Source organism: Pseudoxanthomonas suwonensis (assembly GCF_000972865.1).
In the GTDB taxonomy this organism is placed as follows: domain Bacteria; phylum Pseudomonadota; class Gammaproteobacteria; order Xanthomonadales; family Xanthomonadaceae; genus Pseudoxanthomonas; species Pseudoxanthomonas suwonensis_B.
This window is the reverse complement of sequence record NZ_CP011144.1, coordinates 2340319-2362626: the sequence shown is the minus strand read 5'-3', so window position 1 is coordinate 2362626 and position 22308 is coordinate 2340319. Positions and strand designations below refer to the sequence as shown.

Genomic DNA, 22308 nt, shown 5'->3' with positions numbered 1-22308 from the left:
GCAGGAGCCCGATTCATCGGCGACGCGACGCCATCGGCACAGGCGACGCCCTCATGTCTCCGACGCCCGTGTCGCCAGCAAGCTGTGCTCCTACAAGAGCCGACACCGCGGCGGTTGCAGGAGCGGGCATGACCGCGACGCGACGCCGTCGGCACAGGCGACGCCCTCATGCCTCCAACGCCCGTGTCGCCAGCAAGCTGTGCTCCTACAAAAGCCGACACTGCGGCGGTTGTAGGAGCGGGCATGACCGCGACGCGACGCCGTCGGCCCAGGCGACGCCCTCACGGTTCCGGCGCCCATGTCGCCCATGGCTGGGCTCCTTCCCCTGATTCCACGCGATGAGCGGCGGCCGGCCGGCGCTACCGCAAGTGGCGCGGCACCTTCGTCCGCAGCAGTTCGACCAGCGCCGGGTCCATGAAGCCGTAGTCGTCGGGGATGTCCAGGCAGACGACGCGCTTGCCGCGCAGGTGAGAGGCGAACTTGGCCGACAACCGCGCGCGGTGCGCGCGCTCCATGACCAGGATCAGTTCCGCCCACGCCAGCAGTTCCGGCGTGACCGGATTGTCGGCGTCCGGCGCCAGGCCGGCCGAGGCGGTCTCGATGCCGGGCCAGCCGGCGAAGACCTGCTCGGCGGTGGGGCTGCGCAGCCGGTTGCGGCTGCAGACGAAGAGGACGTGGCGGGTCAAGCGCAGGCCGGCGGAGAACGGTCGATGCCGGCCACTGTGCGAGACGCCCGCCCCGGCGGCAACGCCGCCGGCTCAGAACGCGACCTGCACCCGCGCCTCGAACACTTCCGGGTCCAGCGACACGCCGGCACGGTCGGTGCGCAGCCACACGTAGTTGGCCTGCAGCTTGAGGTGGCGGCCCCAGTACCAGTTGGCGCCCAGGGTCCAGTCGCGCTGGCGGCCGCCGCGGATCACGCCATCGTCCAGGTCCAGGTCGGCGTAGCGCAGCTGCATGTCCACCGCGCCGGCCTCGCGCGAGGGCCTGGGATTGCCGAACGCGGAATTCATGTAGGGCCGGGTCTCGCCGGTCAGCACCCACGAGGCCAGCGCGTACCAGCCGCGGCCGTCGAAGTCCGGCTGCCCGGACGGGGCGTTGTTGTGGCCGACCAGGTACTCGCCCTGCAGCAGCAGCGGGCCGTCGCGCCAGGCCGCTTCCAACCCGACGCGATCGATGGCGTCACTGGCCAGGCGGCCGGTGTCGACCAGGCGCACGTCGGTCAGCGCCGCATTGGGGCGAGCGCGGAAGCGGGCGATGCCGTCGTCGCGGCGCTCGCGCGAGGCGCTGGCGCCCAGGTGCAGCACGCGTGTGTCGTCGGCGATGGGCGTATGCACCACGCGGCCGGCGAAGGTGGTGCCAGCGTTGGCGTCGTCCAGGTCCGGGCCGGTGTAGCCGGCCAGGGCGAAGCGCCAGTTCTCGGTCCCGGTCCAGGTCCACTCCAGGCCGACGCGGCGGCCCTGGTAGAACGCGTTCTCGGCAGCCGAGCGCTCCAGGTAGATCGTGGAGGTGGTGCCGACGCCATAGTCCTCCCAGCCGACCAGGGTCTTCTGCTGCCCGGCGCGGAAATCACCGGCGGCGGTTTCCAGCTTCAGGTAGGCGTCGAGCCAGACTTCGCCCTCGAAGTCGTAGCCGGCGGTAAGCTCGAAGGCGCCCTTCTTGCGTGCGAACAGGTACAGCTCGGCCCGGCGCCAACCGTCGGCGTCCTCGAAGGCCTCGCCGCCGCCGGCGTAGCGGTCATCCTGGAAGCGGTTGATGTCGTACTGCAGCGTGCCCTTGGCGCCGTATTCCACGCCGTTGGCGGTGAAGGAGGTCGGCAGGCCGGTGGCGGAAGCGACGGGGCTGGCGAGCAGGGCGGCCAGGATGGCAGGAACGGCAAAGGCGCGGGAATTCATGGGAACAGGGTACCGGAGGGTGGACAGACCGGACCTGACTCCCGCCCGGTATGCACACGGCAACGGGGGTCCGGGAGCCCGTAGAGATGGATGACGGGCTCGCCTACGTTAGCGGCGGAAAACCGTAGGGCTGAAGCCGGCTCCGCCGACGATACGCCGCGATCAAGAAAACGACCGATCTCAGGCGCCGGCTTCAGGCGGAGTCGCGCACCTATGGCAATACGCACAGCAGCGACTGACCCGCCTGGACGAATTGGCTAGGGCTCGCATTCGGCAGTCATGGACCTGGGTGATGACAGCCCTTGCCACACTCCACCCAAATTCCAGCTAGAGCATGTAGAGCACCAGAACGTAGGCATTGATCAATCCATGCACTACCACGCAATGAGCAGTCTTGGCCTTGAATCGGAATCTGATCCAGCACAGCGCAAGAGACACGATGAATGCCCATAGCATCACACCCTTGTGTGCAACTGCAAAGAATATCGACACGAGAATCGATGAAATAACTGGTCCTGCCATACCAGTTAGTGATGTCAGAAGCATGTGCCTAAGAAGCTTTTCTTCAAGCCATGGCTTTGTAACAACTAAGCTCAACAACGGAAATATCAGCCTCCAATCCCTATCGAAATTAGACGAATGGGACTCCCAGTACCAAAATCCAAGAGTCCATACAGCACATAGACCAATAGTCATCAAAGCCATTACCGAGACAGCTTTCTTGCCCCAACCAAGGCCAAGACCTGGTTCTGGAAAGATCAAGGCAAGCGCACAACAAATAAGAAGCTCCAATGGAAGCTCCGCATACAAGAACCCTGCTTTTTCAGACAAGGCGATTAGAGTCATGTATGTGAAGATTGCGACTACAAAGCCCGCAAGATAGAGATCCTTTCTTGGAAGAGAATCCACATGGCCTCCACAAAAATAAAAAGGAGAGGGCCAAGCCCTCTCCTTTTCAGCTCAATCCTCCATGAGCTTGGTCGCCATCCAGGGCACAGTGCCAGGGGTGCTCGCCAAGACATTCCAAGCACCCTTCGCAGCACTCACCCAATCCGACAACTTACCTTCGCACTTCACTCCACTCGGAAACCCAGCCGAGCAGTTCAGCTCGCCTCCCGAAACCGCCTCAACTTCATCGACAGTCAGACTACGCATGACATCCACTCCTTGGTTGTTTGCGCGTCGGGCCACCTTGGCCCACACGGCCGGCTTTGCCGGCGCCTCACCTATCGCACATCGACCTTGCCGTCAGGGATAGTCCGATTCCGAACCAAGCGTCGGAAATCCCTGACCACCTCCGAACGCTTCCTTCAGGGAATCACCACCCCGCCCAAGCAAACGATTCCGCGGCCCAAACCATCGAATGCAAAGACACTGGATCCCCGCCTTCGCGGGAATGACGAGCAGGACGTTGAACTGTTTGGAGCCTCCTTGGCGCACCAGTTCGAATCGACCTCACCCCTTCCGCTCTTCCTCCAGCTGCTGCCGGATCTGCGCATCCACCGCCGCGATGGCGGTCATGTTCAGCACCCGCCGCGGCGTCGCGCTGGTGGTCAGGATGTGCACCGGCTTGCTGATGCCCATCAGGATCGGGCCGATGGCCACGCCCTCGGTGACCACGCGGACCATGTTGTAGGCGATGTTGGCCGCGTCCAGGTTGGGCAGCACGAACAGGTTGGCGCGGCCCTTGAGGGTACTGTTGGGCATGATCTTGTGCCGCAGCAGCTCGTCCCAGGCGGTGTCGCCCTGCATCTCGCCGTCGACGTTGAGCTTGGGCACGCGCTTGAGCAGCAGTTCGCGCACCCGGCGCATCTTCAGCGCGCCGGGGGTCTCGTGGCTGCCGAAGTTGGAATGCGACAGCAGGGCGATGCGCGGCTCGATGCCGAACAGCTTCAGGCGGTAGGACGCCTGCAGGGTGGCCTCGGCGATCTGCTCGGCGGTGGGGTCGTCCTGGACGTGGGTGTCCAGGAAGAACCACACGCCCTGGTTGTTGATCACGCCGGTCATGGCGGCGGTGGACTGCACGCCCGGATCCAGGCCAATCACGCTGCGCACGTAGCCGAGCTTCTTGTGGAAGCGGCCGACCACGCCGGTGAGCAGGGCGTCGGCCTCGCCGCGGGCGACCATCACCGCGCCGATCAGGGTCGGGCGCGAACGCATCAGGTTCTTGGCCGCGGCCACGGTGACGCCGCGGCGCTCGGTGATGGCGTGGTAGTGCTGCCAGTACTCGGCGAAGCGCGGGTCGTCGTCCTGGTTGGTGACCTCGAAGTCCTCGCCGGCCTTCATGCGCAGGCCCAGGCGCTTGATCCGGGTCTCGATCACCTCCGGGCGGCCGATCAGGATCGGGAAGGCCACGCCCTCGTCGATCACGGTCTGCACCGCGCGCAGCACCACCTCGTCCTCGCCCTCGGCGTAGGCCACGCGCTTGCGGTCGGCACGGGCGCGGTCGTACACCGGCTTCATCATCAGGCTGGTGCGGTAGACGAACTGGCCCAGCTTCTCGCGGTAGGCGCGCAGGTCCTCGATCGGGCGTTCGGCAATGCCCGATACCATCGCCGCCTGGGCCACCGCCGAGGACAGTTCGACCAGCAGGCGGGGGTCGAACGGGCGCGGGATCAGGTAGTCGCGGCCGAAGCTGGGGATGTCGTCGCCGTAGGCGGCGCCCAGGTCGGAAGCCTCGCGCCTTGCCAGGGCGGCGATGGCGTGCACGCAGGCGACCTTCATCGCCTCGTTGATGCCGGTGGCGCCCACGTCCAGCGCGCCGCGGAACAGGTACGGGAAGCAGAGCGCGTTGTTGACCTGGTTGGGATAGTCCGAGCGGCCGGTGGCGATGATCGCGTCCGGGCGCACGGCCTTGGCGTCCTCCGGCAGGATCTCCGGGTACGGGTTGGCCAGGGCCAGGATGATCGGGTTGTCCGCCATCGTGGCGACCATCTCGGCCTTGAGCACGCCGCCGGCGGACAGGCCGAGGAAGATGTCGGCGCCCTTGACGATCTCCTCCAGCGTGCGCGCGTCGGTGTCGCGGGCGTAGCGGCGCTTGTCCGGGTCCAGGTCGGTGCGGCCGCTGTGGATCACGCCGCTGCGGTCGAAGGCGGTGATGTTCTCCGGCTTCAGGCCCAGCGAGACCAGCATGTCCACGCAGGAGACACCCGCGGCGCCCATGCCGGTGGTGGCCAGCTTCACCTGGCCGATGTCCTTGCCGACCACGTGCAGGGCGTTGACCACCGCGGCGCCGACGATGATCGCGGTGCCGTGCTGGTCGTCGTGGAACACCGGGATGTTCATCCGCTCGCGCAGCTTGCGCTCGACGATGAAGCACTCCGGCGCCTTGATGTCCTCCAGGTTGATGCCGCCGAAAGTCGGCTCGAGGCTGGCGATGATGTCGACCAGCTTCTCCGGGTCGTTCTCGTCGATCTCGATGTCGAACACGTCGATGCCGGCGAACTTCTTGAACAGCACGCCCTTGCCTTCCATTACTGGTTTACCAGCCAGCGGGCCGATGTTGCCCAGGCCCAGCACCGCGGTGCCATTGCTGACCACGGCGACCAGGTTGCCGCGGGCGGTCAGTTCGCTGGCCTGCTTCGGGTCGGCGACGATCGCCTCGCAGGCATACGCCACGCCGGGGCTGTAGGCCAAGGCCAGGTCGCGCTGGGTGAGCATCGCCTTGGTCGGGGCGACCTTGATCTTTCCGGGGCGCGGGTGACGGTGGTAGTCGAGGGCGGCCTGCTTGAAGTCTTCTTGTTCGGACATGTCCGTCACGGCGATGGGCAGGCACGGGATTCTACGCGGCTGGCCGCAGCCGGGTCCCGGCCCCAGGCCCCGCACCGGCTGACGGAACGGGCACAAAGCGGTGGACCAGGGGCCTGACACCGGTCGCAGGCCGGCGCGGCGCCCACCTGGGGCACATTGGCGGCGAACCTCGCCCGCCGGCTTCCATGAAAATCTTTTCCACCCGCTTTGCGGCTGTGGTACATAGGCATTTGGCTGATCGTGCCGGGAACTCCTGCATGCCTCTGACCCATAACGATAATTTATTTCAATCTTCCGCCACCCGGCTCATCGGCAAGGGACTGGGCGCCGGCGCGGCCGGCAGCGAACCCCTCGAGGCGGACGCGGCCGGCTGGCGCATCCTCGAGGGCGAGGTCAGCCTGCCGGTGGCGGTGCTGCGCGACTCGGCGCTGCAGCACAACCTTGCCTGGATGCGCCGGTTCATGGACGCCTACGGGGTCGAACTGGCCCCGCACGGCAAGACCACGATGAGCCCGGAGCTGTTCGCGATGCAGCTCGACGCCGGGGCCTGGGGCATCACCCTGGCGACCGCGCCGCAGGTGCGCGACGCGTACCGGCATGGGCTGCGCCGGGTACTGGTGGCCAACCAGCTGGTCGACCGCGCCAACATGGCTATTGTCTCGGGGCTGCTGGCTGACCCGGACTTCGAGTTCTGCTGCCTGGTCGACTCGGCAGCCAATGCGCAGGCGCTGGGCGCGTTCTTCGCCGCGCAGGGCCGGCGCCTGCGGTTGCTGCTGGAGATCGGTGTGGCCGGCGGCCGCACCGGGGTGCGCGACGAGGCACAGGTGCGCGAGGTGGTCGATGCGATCGCCCAGTGGCCGCAGTCGCTGGCGCTGGTCGGGGTGGAAACCTACGAGGGCGTGCTCAAGGACGAAGCCGGGATCCGCGCCCTGCTCCGCCGCACGCTCGCCACCTTGCAGGCGCTGCGCGTGGAAGGCGCCTTCGCCGAGCCGCGGGCGCTGCTGTCCGGCGCCGGCTCGGCCTGGTACGACGTGGTCGCCGAGGAGTTCGCCGAGGTGGCGCGCGATCCGGGCGTGCGCGTGCTGCTGCGCCCGGGCTGCTACCTGACCCACGACGCCGGCGCCTACCGCGAGGCCGACGCGCGCATCCATGCCTCCAATCCGGTGGCGCGGCAGCTGGCCGAAGGCCTGCGCCCGGCGCTGCAGCTGTGGGCCTGCGTGCAGTCGCGGCCCGAGCCGGGCCGGGCCATCGTCGGCCTGGGCAAGCGCGACGCGGCGTTCGACGCCGGCCTGCCGCTGCCGGTGCTGCGCTACCGCGAAGGCGACGCGGCGCCGCAGCCCGCACCCGCGCACTGGCGGCTGGCCGCGATCATGGACCAGCACGCGTTCCTGGAACTGGCCGACGACGACGACCTGCGGGTCGGCGACCTGCTGTGCTTCGACATCTGCCACCCGTGCCTGACCTTCGACAAGTGGCGGCACCTGCTACGCGTGGACGACGCCTGGCGGGTGACCGGCGTCGTGCGCACGTACTTCTGACCCTCTCTCTTCCACCGGACCGACGCCGCGCATGACTTCCGGAAGCCTGCTGCTGCTCTACGCCGCGATCGCGATCTGCGCGCTGATCGTGCTGATCGCGCGCTACCGGCTCAACCCGTTCATCACCTTGACCCTGGTCTCGCTGGGCCTGGCGCTGGCGGCGGGCATGCCGGCCGGCGAGATCGTCGCCGCCTACGAGCAGGGCGTGGGCCGCACCCTGGGCCACATCGCCCTGATCGTGGCGCTGGGCACCATGCTGGGCAAGATGATGGCCGAGTCCGGCGGCGCCGAGCGCATCGCGCGCACGCTGATCGGCTGGTTCGGCCCGAGGAACGTGCACTGGGCGATGATGCTGGTGGCGTTCGGCATCGGCCTGCCGATCTTCTTCGAGGTCGGCTTCGTGCTGCTGGTGCCGATCGTGTTCAACGTCGCCCGCCGCACCGGCGTGCCGCTGTTGCTGGTCGGCCTGCCGATGGTCGCCGGCCTGTCGGTGGTGCACGGGCTGGTGCCGCCGCATCCGGCAGCGATGCTGGCGGTGAAGGAGTACCAGGCCGACGTCGGCCAGACCGTGTTCTACGCGCTGATTGTCGGCCTGCCGACCGCGGCACTGGCCGGGCCGGTGTTCGCGAAATTCGTCGCGCCGCGGGTGCAGCTGCCGGCGCACAACCCGATGGAAGCGGCGTTGCTGGACGAGGGCCATGGCCGCGTGCCGGACGAGCAGCTGCCCGGCTTCGGCATCACCGTGGCCACCCTGCTGCTGCCGGTGGGCCTGATGCTGCTGGGCGGCTGGGCCGACGTGCTGGCCACGCCGGGCACCCAGGCCAACGAGTGGCTGCGCTTCCTCGGCAACTCGGTGGTGGCGTTGCTGCTGGCCACCCTGCTGAGCTTCGTCACCCTGGGCCTGATGCGCGGCTTCAACCGCGAGCAGATCCTCAAGTTCTCGACCGAGTGCCTGGCGCCGACCGCGGCGATCACCCTGCTGGTCGGCGCCGGTGGCGGCCTCAACGGGATCCTGGTCAAGACCGGCGTGGCCGCCGAGATCACCGCGCTGTCGCAGCGCTTCGAGCTGTCGCCGCTGATGATGGGCTGGACCGTGGCCGCGCTGATGCGGATCGCGACCGGCTCGGCCACGGTGGCGATGAGCACCGCCGCCGGAATCGTCGCGCCGATCGCGCTGGCCGCCGGCTATCCGCACCCGGAACTGCTGGTGCTGGCCACCGGCGCCGGCTCGCTGATCCTGTCGCACGTCAACGACGGCGGGTTCTGGCTGATCAAGGAGTACTTCAACATGTCGGTGGCGCAGACGTTCAAGACCTGGACGGTGCTGGAGACGCTGATCTCGATCATCGCGCTGGCATTCACCGCGGCGCTGGCGATGCTGCTCTGAACAGGCAGGACTGAACATGCACGACCTGGTCTACCAGCTGCGCCAGCGCCTGGACGGGTTCAGCCCGGTGGAGCGGCGCATCGCCGAGACGATCCTGGCCGACATCCCGGCCGCGGCGCAGTCCGGCGTGGGCGAGCTGGCGCAGCGCGCGGGCGTGAGCGTGGCGGCGGTGTCGCGCTTCGCCAAGGCGCTGGGCTGCGCGCATGTGCGCGAGCTGCGCGCGCGGCTGGCCGAGGCCGGCGCGGTCGGCCGCCGCTTCCTGGACGATGCGGACGCGCCGCCGCTGCCGGCGCTGCACGCGCAGATCGGCAGCGACATCGAGGGCGTCCTGCGCCGCAACCTGGCCGGGCTGTCGGAACAGGTGGTGCGCGGGCTGGCAGAGGCGCTGGCCGGCGCGCGGCGCGTGCACGTGTTCGGCATGGGCGGCAGCTCGGCGGTGTTCGCGCAGGAGCTGCAGCACCGGCTGACCCGGCTCGGCCTGCCGGCGGCCGCGTGCAGCGATGCGGTGGCGATGCGCATGCTCGCCGCCACCCTGGAACCGGGGGACGTGGTGCTGGCGCTGTCGGTGAGCGGGCGCAACCCGGAGCTGCTCGACGCACTGGCGATCGCCGCCGGCTACGGCGCGCGGCTGGCCGCGATCACCCGCGACGGCACGCCGCTGGCCGCGCGCGCGCAGTGGCTGCTGCCACTAGCGCTGGAAGAGACCGACTTCGTGTTCAAGCCCTCGGCCTCGCGCTACGCGACGCTGCTGGCGATCGACGTGCTGGCCACCACCGTGGCCCTGCTCGACCCGGCCGGCAACCGCGAGCGGCTGCGCCGGATCAAGCTGGCCCTGGACACCTGGCGCGGCGGCGACGACGAGCGCCTGCCGCTGGGAGACTGACGTGAACGGCTCCGCTTCCCGCAATCCCCGTGGCGCGACCCGGTCCGCTTCCCGCCAACCTGCCGGCGACCTGCCGGCGTTCGACCTGCTCATCCGCGACGTGCTGGTCCTCGACGGCCGCGACGCGCCGGGCGTGCACGGCGACGTGGCGGTGCGCGACGGCCGCGTGGTCGCAGTCGCCGCGCCCGGCGCGCTGGCGGGCGCCGCCGCGCGCATCGTCGAGGGCGCGGGCCTGGCGCTGGCGCCCGGCTTCATCGACGTGCACACCCACGACGACCTGGAAGTGATCCGCCACCCGGCGATGCCGGCCAAGCTCAGCCAGGGCGTGACCACGGTGGTGGTCGGCAACTGCGGGATCAGTGCCAGCCCGGTGGTGCCGCGCCACGGCCCCGCCGGCGATGCCGTGCCCGATCCGATGAACCTGCTCGGCGCTGACGAAGAATTCGCCTACCCGCGCTTTGCCGACTACCGCGCCGCGGTGGAAGCGGCGCGGCCGGCGGTGAACGTGGCCGCGCTGGTCGGCCACACCGCGCTGCGCCAGAACCACCTGGACCGCGTCGACCGCGCCGCCAGCGACGCGGAGATCGCCGCGATGCGCGCGCAGCTGCGCGAGAGCCTGGACGCCGGCGCGCTGGGCCTGAGCACCGGCCTGGCCTACGCCTCGGCGTTCCAGGCGCCGGAGCGCGAAGTGCTGGCGCTGTCCGAGGAACTGGATAGCCACCGCCACGCCTACGCCACCCACCTGCGCGACGAGTTCGCGCGGATCGTGCCGGCGCTGGACGAGGCCTTCGCCGTGGGCCGCCACAGCGGCGCGCCGGTGCGGGTCTCGCATCTCAAGTGCGCCGGCGCCGACAACTGGGGCCGCAGCCGCGAGGTACTGGCCGCACTGGAGCGCGGCGCGCACGGCCACGATGTGGCCTGCGACTGCTATCCGTACGCGGCCAGCTCCTCGACCCTGGACCTGAAGCAGGTCACAGACGCCTACGACATCCTGGTCACCTGGTCCGAACCGCATCCGGACCAGGGCGGCCGCCTGCTGGCCGAGATCGCCGCCGACTGGCGCACCACCCTGCTCGGCGCCGCGCGCCGGCTGCAGCCGGCCGGCGCGGTCTACCACTGCATGGACGAGGCCGACGTGCGCCGGATCCTGTCGCACCCGCTGACCATGGTCGGTTCCGACGGCCTGCCGCGCGACCCGCGCCCGCATCCGCGGCTATGGGGGACCTTCCCGCGCGTGCTCGGCCACTACGCACGCGACGAAAAGCTGTTCCCGCTGCACACCGCCGTGCACAAGATGACCGGGCTGCCGGCCGCGCGCTTCGGCCTGCGCGACCGCGGCCTGATCCGCGAGGGCGCCTGCGCCGACCTGGTCCTGTTCGACCCGGCCACGGTGCGCGACGTGGCCGACTTCCACGACCCGGTGCGGCCGGCCGCGGGCATCTACGCGGTCTGGGTCAACGGCCGGCTGGCCTACGACGGGCGCGAGGTGGCCGGCGAACGCCACGGCCGCTTCCTCGCACCGCACTGATTTCCTACGTTCCACGGAGCAAAGACATGAGCGACATCAAGCGTTACGGCGCCGAGGGCGGCGTCGGCCAGGGCCGGCAGCACATGCCGTTCTCGCGCGCGGTCGAGGCCGACGGCTGGCTGTACGTCTCCGGCCAGGTGCCGATGCGCGACGGCGAACTGGTCGCCGGCAACGTCACCGAGCAGGCGCACGTGGTGATCGGCAACGTGCTGGCGATCCTGGCCGAGGCCGGCTACGGCCCCGAGCACGTCGTGCGCTGCGGCGTGTGGCTGGACGACGCGCGCGACTTCTACGCGTTCAACGCGGTGTTCAAGCATTACTTCGGCGAGCATCCGCCGGCGCGCGCCTGCGTGGAGTCGCGGATGGTGGTGGACTGCAAGGTCGAGGTGGACTGCGTGGCCTACAAGCGGCCGGCGCCCTGAACAACGGCCCGGTATCGGAACCCCGAGTGGCCGCTCTTCATGTAGGAGCCGACTTCAGTCGGCAACGCGACGCCGCAGGCACAGGCGACGCCCCCGTGGTTCCGACGCCCGGGTCGCGGTCATGCCCGCTCCTACACCGGAGAGCCGCTGCGCCGCTGCCTTTTTGTAGGAGCCGGGTTCAGCCGGCGACGCGACGCCGCAGGCACAGGCGACGCCCCCGTGGTTCCGACGCCCGGGTCGCGGTCATGCCCGCTCCTACACAGGGGAGCCGCTGCGCCGCTGCCTTTTTGTAGGAGCCGGGTTCAGCCGGCGACCCGGCGCCGCAGGCACAGGCGACGCCCCCGTGGTTCCGACGCCCGGGTCGCGGTCATGCCCGCTCCTACACGGGAGAGCCGCTGCGCCCTGGCATTCGCAGGAGCCGGCTTCAGCCCGCGAGCGGCCTGGCGTGTCCGGAAAGTTGCAATCTGCGACCATGCGCAGCAGCCGGCCGCCGCACGAAGTGGCGTGCCGGCCCAGGAAGTTCCCCCTTCCTCCCAGGCTGCCCGATGACCGCAAAGGACGCGAACCGTCGATCCAGGCACCGCCCCCGCGCGGGCTTTGCCCCCGCTTGCAGCCTGCCCCGCGCATTCGTCCTGGCCCTGGGCGGCTGCCTGGCGCTGCAGGAGACCGCCGCGGCCCGCGACGCGCAGGCCGCGGCGGCCGAGCCCGAGCGCGCGCCCGTCGCGGCGACCGAACTGGACGCCGTGCAGGTCACCGCGCGGCGCCGGACCGAGCCGGTGCAGGACGTGCCGGCCGCGATCACCGTGGTCGCCGGCAGCGACATGGAGCGCAATGGCATCTACCAGGTCCAGGACCTGCAACGGCTGCTGCCCGGCACCAGCGTCGCGTTCTGGAACCCGCGCCAGTCCAGCGTGGCGGTGCGCGGCATCGGCAACAACCCGGCCAACGACGGCCTGGAAGGCAGCGTCGGCCTGGTCCTGGACAACGTCTACCTGGGCCGCCCGGGCATGGTCGTGTTCGACCTGCTCGACATCGAGCAGGTCGAACTGCTGCGCGGCCCGCAGGGCACCCTGTTCGGCAAGAACGCCACCGCCGGCGTGCTGAACATCGGCAGCCGGCAGCCCGCGTTCGCGCCCGAGCACGGCGTCTCGCTCTCGGCGGGCACGCGCGGCTATGGCCAGGTCCGCGCCACCGTATCGGACCGGCTGGGGGAGACGGTGGCCGGCCGCCTGTCCGCCTACGCGACCCGCGACGACGGCTGGATACGCAACCTGCACGACGGCGCCGACCTCAACGGCATCGGCCGCCACGGCGTGCGCGGGCAGCTGCTGTTCCGTCCGCGCGAGGCCTTGGAGGTGCGCGTGATCGCCGACTACAACCGCCAGGACGACACCCAGGGCGCGACCCTGCTCTACGACATCGGCGCGGCCTCGCCGCTGTACCGCCCGTTCCTGCCCGCGCCCGGCGCCGGCGACTACAGCGTCGACATCGACGGCCGCCTGGCGATGCGGGTCGAACAGGGAGGCGCCTCGGCCGAGGCCAACTACGACCTGGACGGAGGCCACCGGCTGACCTCGGTCAGCGCCTGGCGGTTCTGGGACTATGCGCCGCGCAACGACGTGGACCTGAGCCCGTATCCGATCGTCGACCACGCCGGCTACGACGTGGACTACCGCCAGGCCTCGCAGGAACTGCGCGTGGCCTCGCCGACGGGTAGGCGGCTGGACTATGTCGCCGGCGTGTTCCTGCTCGACCAGGACACGCGCAACACCTACGTCAGCGCGTTCGGTCCGTACGCCGACGCGGCGCTGGTCGGCCCGGTGGCCGGCAGCCTGCGCGGCGTGCTCGATGACGTGCACAGCACCACCCACGGCCGGCTGCGCACGCGCAGCGCCGCGCTGTTCGGCCAGGGCAACTGGCGTCTGGGCGAGCGCCTGGGCGTGACCGCCGGGCTGCGCATCACCCACGAGGACAAGCAGGCGCGCATCGTCCGCCAGCCGCCGCAGGGCGGCAGCGATTTCGCCGGGCTGCCGCCGGCGCTGGCCGCCGCGCTGCGGGCCGTGCGCGACAGCCAGGTCGGCGCCTGGGACTCGGGCGGGTTCGGCTTCGCCGACACCAGCCCGTCGGCGCTGCTCGGCATCGACTACCGGTTCGGCGACGGCATCCTCGGCTACGCCAGCCTGGCGCACGGCGAGAAGTCCGGTGCGATCAACCTCAACGCGCCCACCGCGCAGACCATCGCCCTGCCGCTGGCGCAGGCCCGGCAATCGCTGCTGGTGGCGCCGGAAACCGCCGACACCCTGGAGATCGGCCTCAAGAACACCCTGTGGGACCGGCGCCTGCAACTGGACCTCAACCTGTTCCTGACCCGGCTGCAGGACTACCAGGCCAACGCGATCGTGCCGTACACCAATCCGGCCACCGGCGTGACCACGGTGGCCTTCCTGCTGACCAACGTCGCCGGGGTGGAGAGCCGCGGCATCGAGTGGGACCTGCGTGCGGTGCCGGCCGACGGGCTGACGGTGGCCTTCAACGGCGCCTACACCGACGCGCGTTACCGCAGCTTCGCCAACGCGCCGTGCGCGGTGGAGACGCCGCCCGGCCCGTCCGGCGGCTGCGACCTGGGCGGCCGGCCGCTCAACGGCGCGCCGCGCTGGACGCTCAACGCCAGCGGCGACTACCGCTGGCGGCGCGACGGCGTCGAGCCTTACGTCTCGGCGGTCGCGTCCTGGCGCAGCGAGGTGTACGGCAGCCTCGACAACTCGCGCCACAACCTGCTGCCGGCCTACGGCCTCCTGGACCTGGTCGCCGGCTGGCGCGTCGACCGCGGCGCGTACCAGTGGGACGTCTCGCTTTGGGCGCGCAATGCGCTGGACCGGCGCCACTATCTCAGCGGCGGTCAGCTGCTGGGCACCTACACCGCCGCGGCCGGCGCGCCGCGTACGCTCGGGCTGACCCTGCGCTGCGACTTCCGCTGAGGCCCGGGGCGACGTGCCGGCACCGGGTGACGCGGTGTTCCGGCACTGCTTCAGCGAGCATCCGCCGGCGCGTTCTTGTAGGAGCCGGGCTTGCCCGCGATGCGACGTCGTCGGCACAGGCGACGCCCTCGTGCTTCCGACGCCCGTGTCGCCGACTGAAGTCAGCTCCTACAAAAGAGCGGCCGCGCCGTAGCTGTTGTAGGAGCCGGGTTCAGCCGGCGACCCGACGCCATGGGCACAGGCGACGCCCTCGGAGTCCGACGCCCGGGGCGCCAGCAAGCTGTGCTCCTGCAAAAGCCGAAGTGGTTCGCCGTATCGAGTGCCGATCCCGTCGCACTCCAACGGCGGGACGATCCGGTTTCCCGGAAGCAATCGCCGCCGGGAAACCGCCCACACGCTCAATCCAGCGGGCAGTCGTCGATCCGGTCCATCCGGATCCGGTTCGCGAACAGCGAGAACGCCAGCATCCCGGCCAGGCCGCTGGCGCGCTCGATCCACGGCGGCAGCCAGCGCGGCGGCGCCAGGGTGCCGTCGGCGAACAGCGGCTCGAAGCGGACCACGTCCTCCAGGGTCATCTTGCCGGCGAACAGCCAGCGGCACAGGCGCAGCCGGTCCTGCGCCAGCGCGCGGCGGAAGAAGGTGTGCACGCCGATCAGGCCGCGCAGGTAGACCGTGTCCTTGGTGAAGGCGAAGCCGCCGGCCACCGGCACGCCGCGGAACACGCGCTGGGTGGAGGCGAAGCTCTCGGCCTCGTTCTGCCCGGCCTGGAGGAAGTAGCGGAACACCTGCAGGAAGTCGGCGCCTTCCAAGGCCATGGCGATGGCCTCGATGCGCAGGCTGATCCGCTTCATCCGCTGGATGTCGATGCTGCCGGTGATCTGCTCGGCGAAGGTGGCCAGGCCTTCCTGGGTGGTGGTGACCCGCGGCGAGGCCAGCCCCAGGCTCGGCAGCTGCGCCTGGGCGCGGCCGTTGAGCGCGGTCAGCGAATGCACCAGCGCTTCGTGGTGGAACAGCTGGCGGCGGTCGTAGTCGCTGAAGGCGGCGCCGGCGCGCAGGCGGATGCGGGTGGCGCCGGCGGCGGCTTTGGCGATCAGGGCCGGGTCCAGCTGGATCTCGATCACGCGGCCGGCGAAGAAGTCGTCCAGGTCGCCCTGCAGCTGCAGTGCCAGCGCAGTGGCCGAGACCGGCACCTGTTCCTGCGGCGCCAGCAGCTCGTGGTCCAGTTCGCCGGCGATCTGGATGAAGTGGCGCGCGGCCTCGCGGGTGGTCGGGCCGTCGCCGGGCAGCGGTTCGTCCGGGCGGCCGAACAGGGCCACCGACTCGGCGCAGGCCTGCGCGGTGCCCAGCGCTTCGAGCAGGCGCGCGGCGCGGTCCCAGCTGGCGGCCGATTCGCGCAGGTAGGCACCCAGCGGGTGCGTGGCGTCGGCCTCGGCGGCGATCGCGGCTAGCTCGACGAGCTGACTTCAGTCGGCGAAATCCAGCTTCGGGTAGGACACCGCCGGCAACGCCGGCTGCCCGCGCCGCCAGCCTTCGAGGAAATCCGCCTGCACCCGACGCCGGCCAGCTGGCCAGGCTCAGCAGCTTGATCCCGCGCACCTGCCTTGACCAGGCGCGCGTCGAGCGCGGCGTGGCGGGCGATGTCGGGCGGCACCGGGTCCATCGCGCGACGATAACGCAGGCGGCCGGCGCGGGCATGCGCCCCGCCGCGATGCGCCGGTCCCGCCCTTCTGTAGGAGCACAGCTTGCTCGGCGACATGGGCGTCGGAATCACGAGGGCGTCGCCTGGGCCAGCGGCGTCGCGTCGCCGGCTGAACCCGGCTCCTACAACAGCCGCGGCCAACCGCTTTTCTGTAGGAGCTGACTTCAGTCGGCGACACGGGGCGTCGGAATCACGAGGGCGTCGCCTGGGCCGACGGCGTCGGGTCGCCGGCTGAACCCGGCTCCTACAACAGCCGCGGCCGACCGCTCTTCTGTAGGAGCTGACTTCAGTCGGCGACACGGGCGTCGGGATCATGAGGGCGTCGCCTGTGCCGATGGCGTCGCGTCGCGGGCAAGCCCGGCACCTACAACACAGCCGTCAGCGCCGCGGGTACTTCTCCTCCAGGCGCTTGCGCAACGTCTTGTTCTGCACCCGCGCGTCGGCCTTCTGCGCCAGCCGCGTGGCCAGGCGGTCGGCGGCGCCGGCGACCTCGTCGCGCAGCTTGAGGTAGTTGGCCGCCCGCGCCGCGTCGAGCGTGCCGGCCTCGATCGCCGCGCGTACCGCGCAACCGGGCTCGCTGCGGTGGGCGCAGTCGCTGAAGCGGCACTGCGCGGCCAGCGCCTCGACGTCGGCAAAGCCGCCATCGGCCAACTCCTCCTCACCGGTGGGCTTGAGCTCGCGCATGCCGGGCGTGTCGACCAGGCAGGCGCCGGCGGGCAGCGCGATCAGCGCGCGGTGGGTGGTGGTGTGGCGGCCGCGCGAATCGTGCTCGCGTACTTCGGCGGTCTTCATCCGCTGCTCGCCGAGCAGGCTGTTGCTCAGGGTCGACTTGCCGGCGCCAGAGGAGCCGACCAGCACCACGGTGGCGCCCGGACCCAGCCATGGGGTCAACGCGGCGACGGCTTCGGGATCCTTGGCGTTGAGCGCCAGCACCGGCACGCCCTGGGTGCGCAGGTCGGCCAATGCCGCCAGCGCGGTCTCCGCGTCGGCACCGTCGCGGTCGGCCTTGGTCAGCACGACCACCGGCTGCACCCCGCCACCGCCGACCAGCAGCAGGTAGCGCTCGATCCGGCGCGGGTTGAAGTCGGCGTCCAGGCCGCAGACCACGAACGCGGTATCGACGTTGGCCGCGATCACCTGCTGCTGGTAGTGCTCGCCGGCAGCGGCGCGCTTGATCGCGCTGCGCCGGGGCAGCAGGGCGAGGATGCGGCGGCCGTCGTGCAGGACCCAGTCGCCGACCGCGGCGCGCTCGTGCAGCGGTATCCCGTCGGCGGTGAACACCGGGCGCCGCTGCCATTCCGGCGGTGACTCGGCGCGGAAGCCGGCGTCCGGCGCGTCGGCCAGTACGTAGCCGGTGCGGTGCTGCTCGCTCACCCGCGCCGGGCGGGCGCCGGGGTGGGCGGCAGCCAGCGCCTGCCAGGCCGGATCCTCGGCTGCGCCCGCCCACGGCCAGCCGATGCGGCGCAGGGGGGCGTAGTCGAGGTCGGTCGAGTCCATGGCCGGCATTGTATTCGCGCAGTCCGGAACGCAGTGGGTGGCGCCCTTCTGTGTGTGTAGGAGCGGGCATGACCGCGACAGGGGCGTCGGAAATGCGAGGGCGTCGCCTGTGCCGGCGGCGTCGGGTCGCCGGCTGAACCCGGCTCCTGCAAAGGCAGCGGCACGGCGGTTCTCCTTGTAGGAGCGGGCATGACCGCGACCCGGGCGTCGGAAATGGGAGGGCGTCGCTTGTGCCGACGATGTCGCGTCGCCGGCTGATCCGGCTCCTATCAAACGCCGCCCGGGACGATTTCGGGTGAAATCGATACCACGCCCATTCCCATGCCAGACAGGCACTTGCGCGGTTTTTTTCCGCTAACATGCCAACCCACCCCCCACCCGCCCGCTTGCCGCCATGTCGCCCACCGAGAAACCGCTCAGCGTCCGCGAGCGCCTGTCAGAAGTCCGCTACGAGATCCGCGGAGAACTGGCCCGGCGAGCCCACGCGCTGGAAGCGGAGGGGCGCCAGCTGATCAAGCTCAACATCGGCAACCCCGGCGCGTTCGGTTTCCGCGCCCCCGCGCACCTGCAGCGCGCGATCATCGACGACATCGACCACACCGATCCCTACACCCACCAGCTCGGCCTGCCGGCCGCGCGCGAGGCGCTGGCTTCGGCCTACCGCGCGCGCAACGCGCCGCACGTGGACAGCGACCGGGTGTTCATCGGCAACGGCGTGTCCGAGCTGATCGACATGTCGCTGCGCGCGCTGCTCAACCCCGGCGACGAGGTGCTGGTGCCCTCGCCCGACTACCCGCTGTGGTCGGCCGCCACCATCCTCAACGACGGCCGCCCGGTGTACTACCGCTGCGCGCCGGAGAACGGCTTCCTGCCCGATCCGGTCGAGGTCGAGGGCCTGGTCTCCTCGCGCACCCGCGCGATCGTGCTGATCAACCCGAACAACCCCACCGGCGCGGTCTACCCGCGCGAGTTGCTCGAGCGCCTGGTCGCGATCGCCCAGCGCCACAGCCTGCTGCTGCTGGTCGACGAGATCTACGACCAGGTGCTGTACGACGGTGCGGCGTTCGAGCCGCTGGCGCCGCTGGCCGGCGACCACCCGTGCATCACCTTCAGCGGCCTGAGCAAGGTGCACCGCGCCTGCGGCTGGCGCGTGGGCTGGGCGATCCTCACCGGCGCGCACGCGCGCACCGCCGAGTACCGCAATGCGATGGACCTGCTGTCGGGCCTGCGCCTGTGCGCGAACGTGGCCGGCCAGTACGCGATCGCCGCCGCGGTCGGCGGCCCGGACACGATCAGCGCGCTGTGCGCGCCGGGCGGCCGCCTGTACGAGACCCGCCGCGCGGTGGTCGAGGCCTGCGCTGCCAGCGAACACCTCACGCTGGTCGAACCCAAGGGCGCGCTGTACGCGTTCCCCTCGGTGGTCGGCCCGGCCGCGCGCGGTTTCGACGACCACCGGTTCGCGCTGGAACTGCTGGAAACCGAGGACGTGCTGATCGTGCCCGGCTCCAGCTTCAACGTGCCCTACCGCGACCACTTCCGCGTCACCCTGCTGCCGCAGGCCGAAGTGATGCGCGAGGTGTTCGGCCGCATCGACCGCGCCCTGGCGCGCCGCGCCGAGGCCGCGACCAAGGTCGTGCCGCTGAAGGCCAAGACCCGCAACGCAGCGGCCTGACCGGGACGATGGTCGAGCCGGCCGGTCCCGCCTCCGCCGCCGCGCCCGCCTACCTGGCGCTGGGCGATTCCTACACGATCGGCGAAGGCGTCGAGCCGGCCGGGCGCTGGCCGGTGCAACTGGCCGCGGCGCTGCGCGGCGAAGGCATCGAACTGGGCGAGCCGCGGATCATCGCCACCACCGGCTGGACCAGCGACGAACTCGACGCCGGCATTGACGCAGCCCACGCGCAGGCGCCGATCGGCGTCGAGCACGCGCTGGTCAGCCTGCTGGTCGGGGTCAACAACCAGTATCGAGGCCGGCCGCTGGACGAGTTCCGCGACCAGTTCGTCGCGTTGCTGCGGCGCGCGATCGGCTACGCCGGTGGCGATCCGGCGCGGGTGCTGGTGCTGGCGATCCCGGACTGGGGCGTGACCCCGTTCGCCTTCGCCCAGTCGCGCGATCCGGCATTGGTGGCCGCGCAGATCGACGCGTTCAACGCGGTCTGCCGCGAAGAGGCCGGGCACGCCGGCGCGCGCTGGATCGATATCGCCCCAGTCAGCCGCGAGCGCGGTGGCGAGGCGGCGATGCTGGTCGACGACGGCCTGCACCCCTCGGCGGCGATGTATGCGCTGTGGACCGCGCTGGCGTTGCCGGCGGCGCGCGAGGCGCTGCGCCGGTGAGCGACGCGACGGCGGCGGGCGAATCCGACGCCGCACGCCGGCCACTGCCGCGCGACCGCGCCCGGCGCATCGCCCGCGCGTTCCTGCCCGACTGGCCACTGGGCAACCGCTACCACTACTACTACGCCGGGGCCAAGCTGCGCAGCGATCCGCTGTACCCGGGCGTGTGCGAGGCGCTGCGCGGCACCCGCGCGCCGCTGCTGGACCTGGGCTGCGGCATCGGCCTGCTCGCCCACGCACTGCAACAGGACGGCATCGGCGTGCGCTACTTCGGCGTGGACAACGATGCGCGCAAGATCGTCTCGGCGCGCCGTGCCGCCGCGCGCGCCGGCCTCGTCGACGCCGGCTTCGAGACCCTGGACCTGGCGCGTGCGCTGCCGCCGCACCGCGGCAGCGTGGCGATGCTGGACGTGCTGCAGTTCTTCGCGCCGCAGCGCCAGGCCGAGATCGTCGATGCCATGGCCGGCATGCTCGAAGCGGGCGCGAAACTGGTGATCCGCACCGGCCTGGACGACGGCAGCCGGCGCGCGCACATCACCCGCGCCGGCGACCGCCTGGCGCGCGCGCTGCGCTGGATGAGTTCGGTACCGCGGCAACTCCCCGATGCGGAGATGCTGCGCGCGCGCTTCGACGCCGCCGGCCTGCGCAGCGAGTTCTCGCCGCTGTATGGCAACACGCCGTTCAACAACTGGCGGGTCGTGGCCTGGCGCGAGTGAGGGCCTGGCAATGCCCCCTCTCCCCCGCAAAGCGGGGGAGAGGGCCGGGGTGAGGGGGTAGGCCGTGCCGGCGTACTCGTGTTTCAGGCGTACACAAGAGCAAGAGCCCCCCTCACCCCAACCCTCTCCCCCATCGCTTTGCGATGGGGGAGAGGGGGCATCAATCGGCCAACGTCGCCGAGTCGACCACGTGCTGGCCCGGCCGTGCGTGCAATGCCGCTTCGACCAGGGCTTCGGCGATGCGCGGCGCCGGGTTGATCCGCCAGGCGCGCGGCAGCACCGGATGCAGTGCACCCAGCACCACGGTCGCGATCCCCTCGCCGGTCCGCTTCTCGCTGCGTTCCCCACCGATCAGGCCCGGGCGCACGAAGGTCAGCGACGGGTAGCCGAGCGTGGCCAAATCGCGCTCGAGCTCGCCCTTGACCCGGCTGTAGAAGACGCGCGAACCCGGATCGGCGCCCTTGGCCGAGTTGAGCGCGTAGGCACCGGCGCCATGGCTGCGCGCCAGTTCGGCCACCCGCAGCGGATAGTCGTGGTCGATGCGGTGGAACGCCTCGCGCGAGCCGGCCACGGCGATGGTGGTGCCCAGCGTGCAGACCACCGCGTCAACCGCCCACCACGGCGCATCCTCCGGCAAGTCGTCGTAGTCGACCGGCACGTCCAGCAGTTTCCGATGCGGTGGCAGCGGTCGGCGCACCGGCGCCACCACCCGCGCCACGCGCGGATCGGCCAGCAACAGCGCCAGCACGTGGCGCCCGACCAGGCCGGTGGCACCAGCCAGCAGCACGGTCTTCGCGGCGTTGTCGCCGACGCCCGTCGCGGTCGTGCCGGCGGTGGACGACGTCGCGGTCATTGCGGCGGCTCCGCCGTCGCGTAGCCGCGCTCTTCCAGCAGACACAGCGTCGCCTCGACGATCTCCACGCTGCGCCCGTGCGCTGCGCCCTCGTGCAGCAGCACGATCGCGCCGGGGCGCAGGCCGCGGCCGATCCGCTGCAGCACCCGCACCGGGTCGCTGTCGACCGCGTCGTAGCCGCGCGCGCTCCACGCCACCCGGGCCAGGCCGTGTTCACGCAGCGGCGCGGCCAGGAACGGGTTGCTGTGCCCGACCACGGAACGGAACCAGCGCGGCGGCGCGCCGGTGAGCCCGCCCAGCGCCTGCTGCGCGTGGCGGACCTCGGCCGCCATCGCCCGCGGCCCCAGCGCCCAGAAGCGGCCGGCGGGGTGGGTGTGGCTGTGGTTGCCGATGCCGTGGCCGCGGTGGCGGATCTCGGCCACCAGCTGCGGTCGCGCCTGCGCGCGCCGGCCGACCAGGAAAAAGGTGGCGCGGGCGCCGTGGCGGTCGAGCGCGTCCAGGATCGCGGCGGTGTCGTCCGAGGGGCCGTCGTCGATGGTCAGCCAGACCGTCCGTTCCGTCGCCGGCAGGCGCGCCAGCACCGGCGCGTACAGCCGGGCCCGTGGCAGGAACACCGGCACCACGAACAGCGCATGCGACAGCAGCAGCGCCGGCAGGCCCCAGGTCCAGCCCAGCCGCCACCACAGCACGGCCACCGCCAGCTGCGAGGCGGCCAGCCAGGCCACCCAGGCCCATGGGCGGCGGGGAACGCGATGCAGTGTTGCCGGCCCGCTCATCGCCGCATGATGCCACGGGGCGTAGAATGCGCGGCCTGCAGTCCACTGTCCG

Annotated in this window: 16 protein-coding genes and 1 pseudogene; 9 read left to right on the top strand and 8 right to left on the bottom strand. The window is 71.0% G+C overall.

What is annotated here, in order from left to right; translation table 11 throughout:
- Positions 1-359 precede the first annotated feature (359 nt).
- The 4 genes from WQ53_RS09745 to WQ53_RS09735 all read right to left on the bottom strand — a co-directional run bounded on the left by WQ53_RS09745 (position 360) and on the right by WQ53_RS09735 (position 5645).
- Positions 360-686: a low molecular weight protein tyrosine phosphatase family protein gene (locus WQ53_RS09745; RefSeq protein ID WP_052631982.1), complete on the bottom strand. Its 327-nt coding sequence runs from the start codon at positions 684-686 to the stop codon at positions 360-362.
- A gap of 72 nt (positions 687-758) precedes the next feature.
- On the bottom strand, positions 759-1895 hold the full coding sequence (locus tag WQ53_RS09740; RefSeq protein WP_052631981.1) for an OprO/OprP family phosphate-selective porin: 1137 nt from the start codon (positions 1893-1895) through the stop codon (positions 759-761).
- 327 nt (positions 1896-2222) lie between these two features.
- On the bottom strand, positions 2223-2804 hold the full coding sequence (locus WQ53_RS16335; protein ID WP_144409288.1) for a CPBP family intramembrane glutamic endopeptidase: 582 nt from the start codon (positions 2802-2804) through the stop codon (positions 2223-2225).
- Positions 2805-3350: 546 nt separating this feature from the next.
- Positions 3351-5645 (bottom strand): NADP-dependent malic enzyme, encoded by a 2295-nt coding sequence (locus tag WQ53_RS09735; protein WP_052631980.1) that lies wholly within the window; start codon positions 5643-5645, stop codon positions 3351-3353.
- A 257-nt stretch (positions 5646-5902) separates the two neighbouring features.
- On the opposite strand from WQ53_RS09735, the gene WQ53_RS09730 reads away from it, so the two are divergent.
- From WQ53_RS09730 to WQ53_RS09705, 6 genes are all read left to right on the top strand, one after another.
- Positions 5903-7183 (top strand): amino acid deaminase, encoded by a 1281-nt coding sequence (locus tag WQ53_RS09730; protein ID WP_052631979.1) that lies wholly within the window; start codon positions 5903-5905, stop codon positions 7181-7183.
- A 31-nt stretch (positions 7184-7214) separates the two neighbouring features.
- A complete protein-coding gene (locus tag WQ53_RS09725; protein WP_052631978.1) occupies positions 7215-8570 on the top strand; it encodes a gluconate:H+ symporter in 1356 nt (451 codons plus the stop codon).
- 16 nt (positions 8571-8586) lie between these two features.
- On the top strand, positions 8587-9453 hold the full coding sequence (locus tag WQ53_RS09720; protein WP_052631977.1) for a MurR/RpiR family transcriptional regulator: 867 nt from the start codon (positions 8587-8589) through the stop codon (positions 9451-9453).
- Between the two features lies 1 nt (position 9454).
- Complete coding sequence (locus tag WQ53_RS09715; RefSeq protein WP_201774007.1) at positions 9455-10981, top strand: N-acyl-D-amino-acid deacylase family protein; 1527 nt, start codon at positions 9455-9457, stop codon at positions 10979-10981.
- A 26-nt stretch (positions 10982-11007) separates the two neighbouring features.
- Positions 11008-11403 (top strand): RidA family protein, encoded by a 396-nt coding sequence (locus WQ53_RS09710; RefSeq protein WP_052631976.1) that lies wholly within the window; start codon positions 11008-11010, stop codon positions 11401-11403.
- A 545-nt stretch (positions 11404-11948) separates the two neighbouring features.
- Positions 11949-14381 carry a TonB-dependent receptor gene (locus WQ53_RS09705; RefSeq protein ID WP_052631975.1) on the top strand — a complete coding sequence of 811 codons (2433 nt, stop codon included), beginning with the start codon at positions 11949-11951 and terminating at the stop codon, positions 14379-14381.
- A gap of 398 nt (positions 14382-14779) precedes the next feature.
- On the opposite strand, the pseudogene WQ53_RS09700 reads toward WQ53_RS09705, so the two are convergent.
- Positions 14780-16041 (bottom strand): annotated as a pseudogene (locus WQ53_RS09700) (flavohemoglobin expression-modulating QEGLA motif protein).
- A gap of 417 nt (positions 16042-16458) precedes the next feature.
- Positions 16459-17577 carry a ribosome small subunit-dependent GTPase A gene (gene rsgA, locus WQ53_RS09695; protein ID WP_052631974.1) on the bottom strand — a complete coding sequence of 373 codons (1119 nt, stop codon included), beginning with the start codon at positions 17575-17577 and terminating at the stop codon, positions 16459-16461.
- Positions 17578-17971: 394 nt separating this feature from the next.
- On the opposite strand from rsgA, the gene WQ53_RS09690 reads away from it, so the two are divergent.
- Genes WQ53_RS09690 through WQ53_RS09680 form a run of 3 tightly spaced genes read left to right on the top strand, consistent with a single transcriptional unit; the run spans position 17972 to position 20627 of the window.
- Positions 17972-19249, top strand: a complete 1278-nt coding sequence (locus tag WQ53_RS09690) for a pyridoxal phosphate-dependent aminotransferase (protein ID WP_052631973.1) — start codon at positions 17972-17974, stop codon at positions 19247-19249.
- An 8-nt stretch (positions 19250-19257) separates the two neighbouring features.
- Positions 19258-19911 (top strand): SGNH/GDSL hydrolase family protein, encoded by a 654-nt coding sequence (locus WQ53_RS09685; RefSeq protein ID WP_052631972.1) that lies wholly within the window; start codon positions 19258-19260, stop codon positions 19909-19911.
- Positions 19912-19955: 44 nt separating this feature from the next.
- The gene (locus tag WQ53_RS09680) at positions 19956-20627 is read left to right on the top strand and encodes a class I SAM-dependent methyltransferase (protein WP_052634029.1); all 672 of its coding nucleotides are present in this window, start codon (positions 19956-19958) and stop codon (positions 20625-20627) included.
- A gap of 160 nt (positions 20628-20787) precedes the next feature.
- On the opposite strand, the gene WQ53_RS09675 is transcribed toward WQ53_RS09680, so the two are convergent.
- Together WQ53_RS09675 and WQ53_RS09670 are read right to left on the bottom strand one after the other, a co-directional pair.
- Positions 20788-21480, bottom strand: coding sequence for an NAD-dependent epimerase/dehydratase family protein (locus tag WQ53_RS09675; RefSeq protein WP_236685851.1), 693 nt, complete (start codon positions 21478-21480; stop codon positions 20788-20790).
- Positions 21477-22256, bottom strand: coding sequence for a polysaccharide deacetylase family protein (locus tag WQ53_RS09670; RefSeq protein WP_052631971.1), 780 nt, complete (start codon positions 22254-22256; stop codon positions 21477-21479). Before WQ53_RS09670 ends, WQ53_RS09675 begins: the two co-directional genes overlap by 4 nt.
- Between the last annotated feature and the right edge of the window lie 52 nt (positions 22257-22308).

Bases quoted from the DNA above. Each gene is read 5' to 3' on its own strand.
- WQ53_RS09740 (WP_052631981.1), bottom strand. From the start codon at position 1,895: ATGAATTCCCGCGCCTTTGCCGTTCCTGCCATCCTGGCCGCCCTGCTC.
- WQ53_RS09735 (WP_052631980.1), bottom strand. From the start codon at position 5,645: ATGTCCGAACAAGAAGACTTCAAGCAGGCCGCCCTCGACTACCACCGT.
- WQ53_RS09730 (WP_052631979.1), top strand. From the start codon at position 5,903: ATGCCTCTGACCCATAACGATAATTTATTTCAATCTTCCGCCACCCGG.
- WQ53_RS09725 (WP_052631978.1), top strand. From the start codon at position 7,215: ATGACTTCCGGAAGCCTGCTGCTGCTCTACGCCGCGATCGCGATCTGC.
- WQ53_RS09720 (WP_052631977.1), top strand. From the start codon at position 8,587: ATGCACGACCTGGTCTACCAGCTGCGCCAGCGCCTGGACGGGTTCAGC.
- WQ53_RS09710 (WP_052631976.1), top strand. From the start codon at position 11,008: ATGAGCGACATCAAGCGTTACGGCGCCGAGGGCGGCGTCGGCCAGGGC.
- WQ53_RS09705 (WP_052631975.1), top strand. From the start codon at position 11,949: ATGACCGCAAAGGACGCGAACCGTCGATCCAGGCACCGCCCCCGCGCG.
- rsgA (WP_052631974.1), bottom strand. From the start codon at position 17,577: ATGGACTCGACCGACCTCGACTACGCCCCCCTGCGCCGCATCGGCTGG.
- WQ53_RS09690 (WP_052631973.1), top strand. From the start codon at position 17,972: ATGTCGCCCACCGAGAAACCGCTCAGCGTCCGCGAGCGCCTGTCAGAA.
- WQ53_RS09685 (WP_052631972.1), top strand. From the start codon at position 19,258: ATGGTCGAGCCGGCCGGTCCCGCCTCCGCCGCCGCGCCCGCCTACCTG.
- WQ53_RS09675 (WP_236685851.1), bottom strand. From the start codon at position 21,480: ATGACCGCGACGTCGTCCACCGCCGGCACGACCGCGACGGGCGTCGGC.
- WQ53_RS09670 (WP_052631971.1), bottom strand. From the start codon at position 22,256: ATGAGCGGGCCGGCAACACTGCATCGCGTTCCCCGCCGCCCATGGGCC.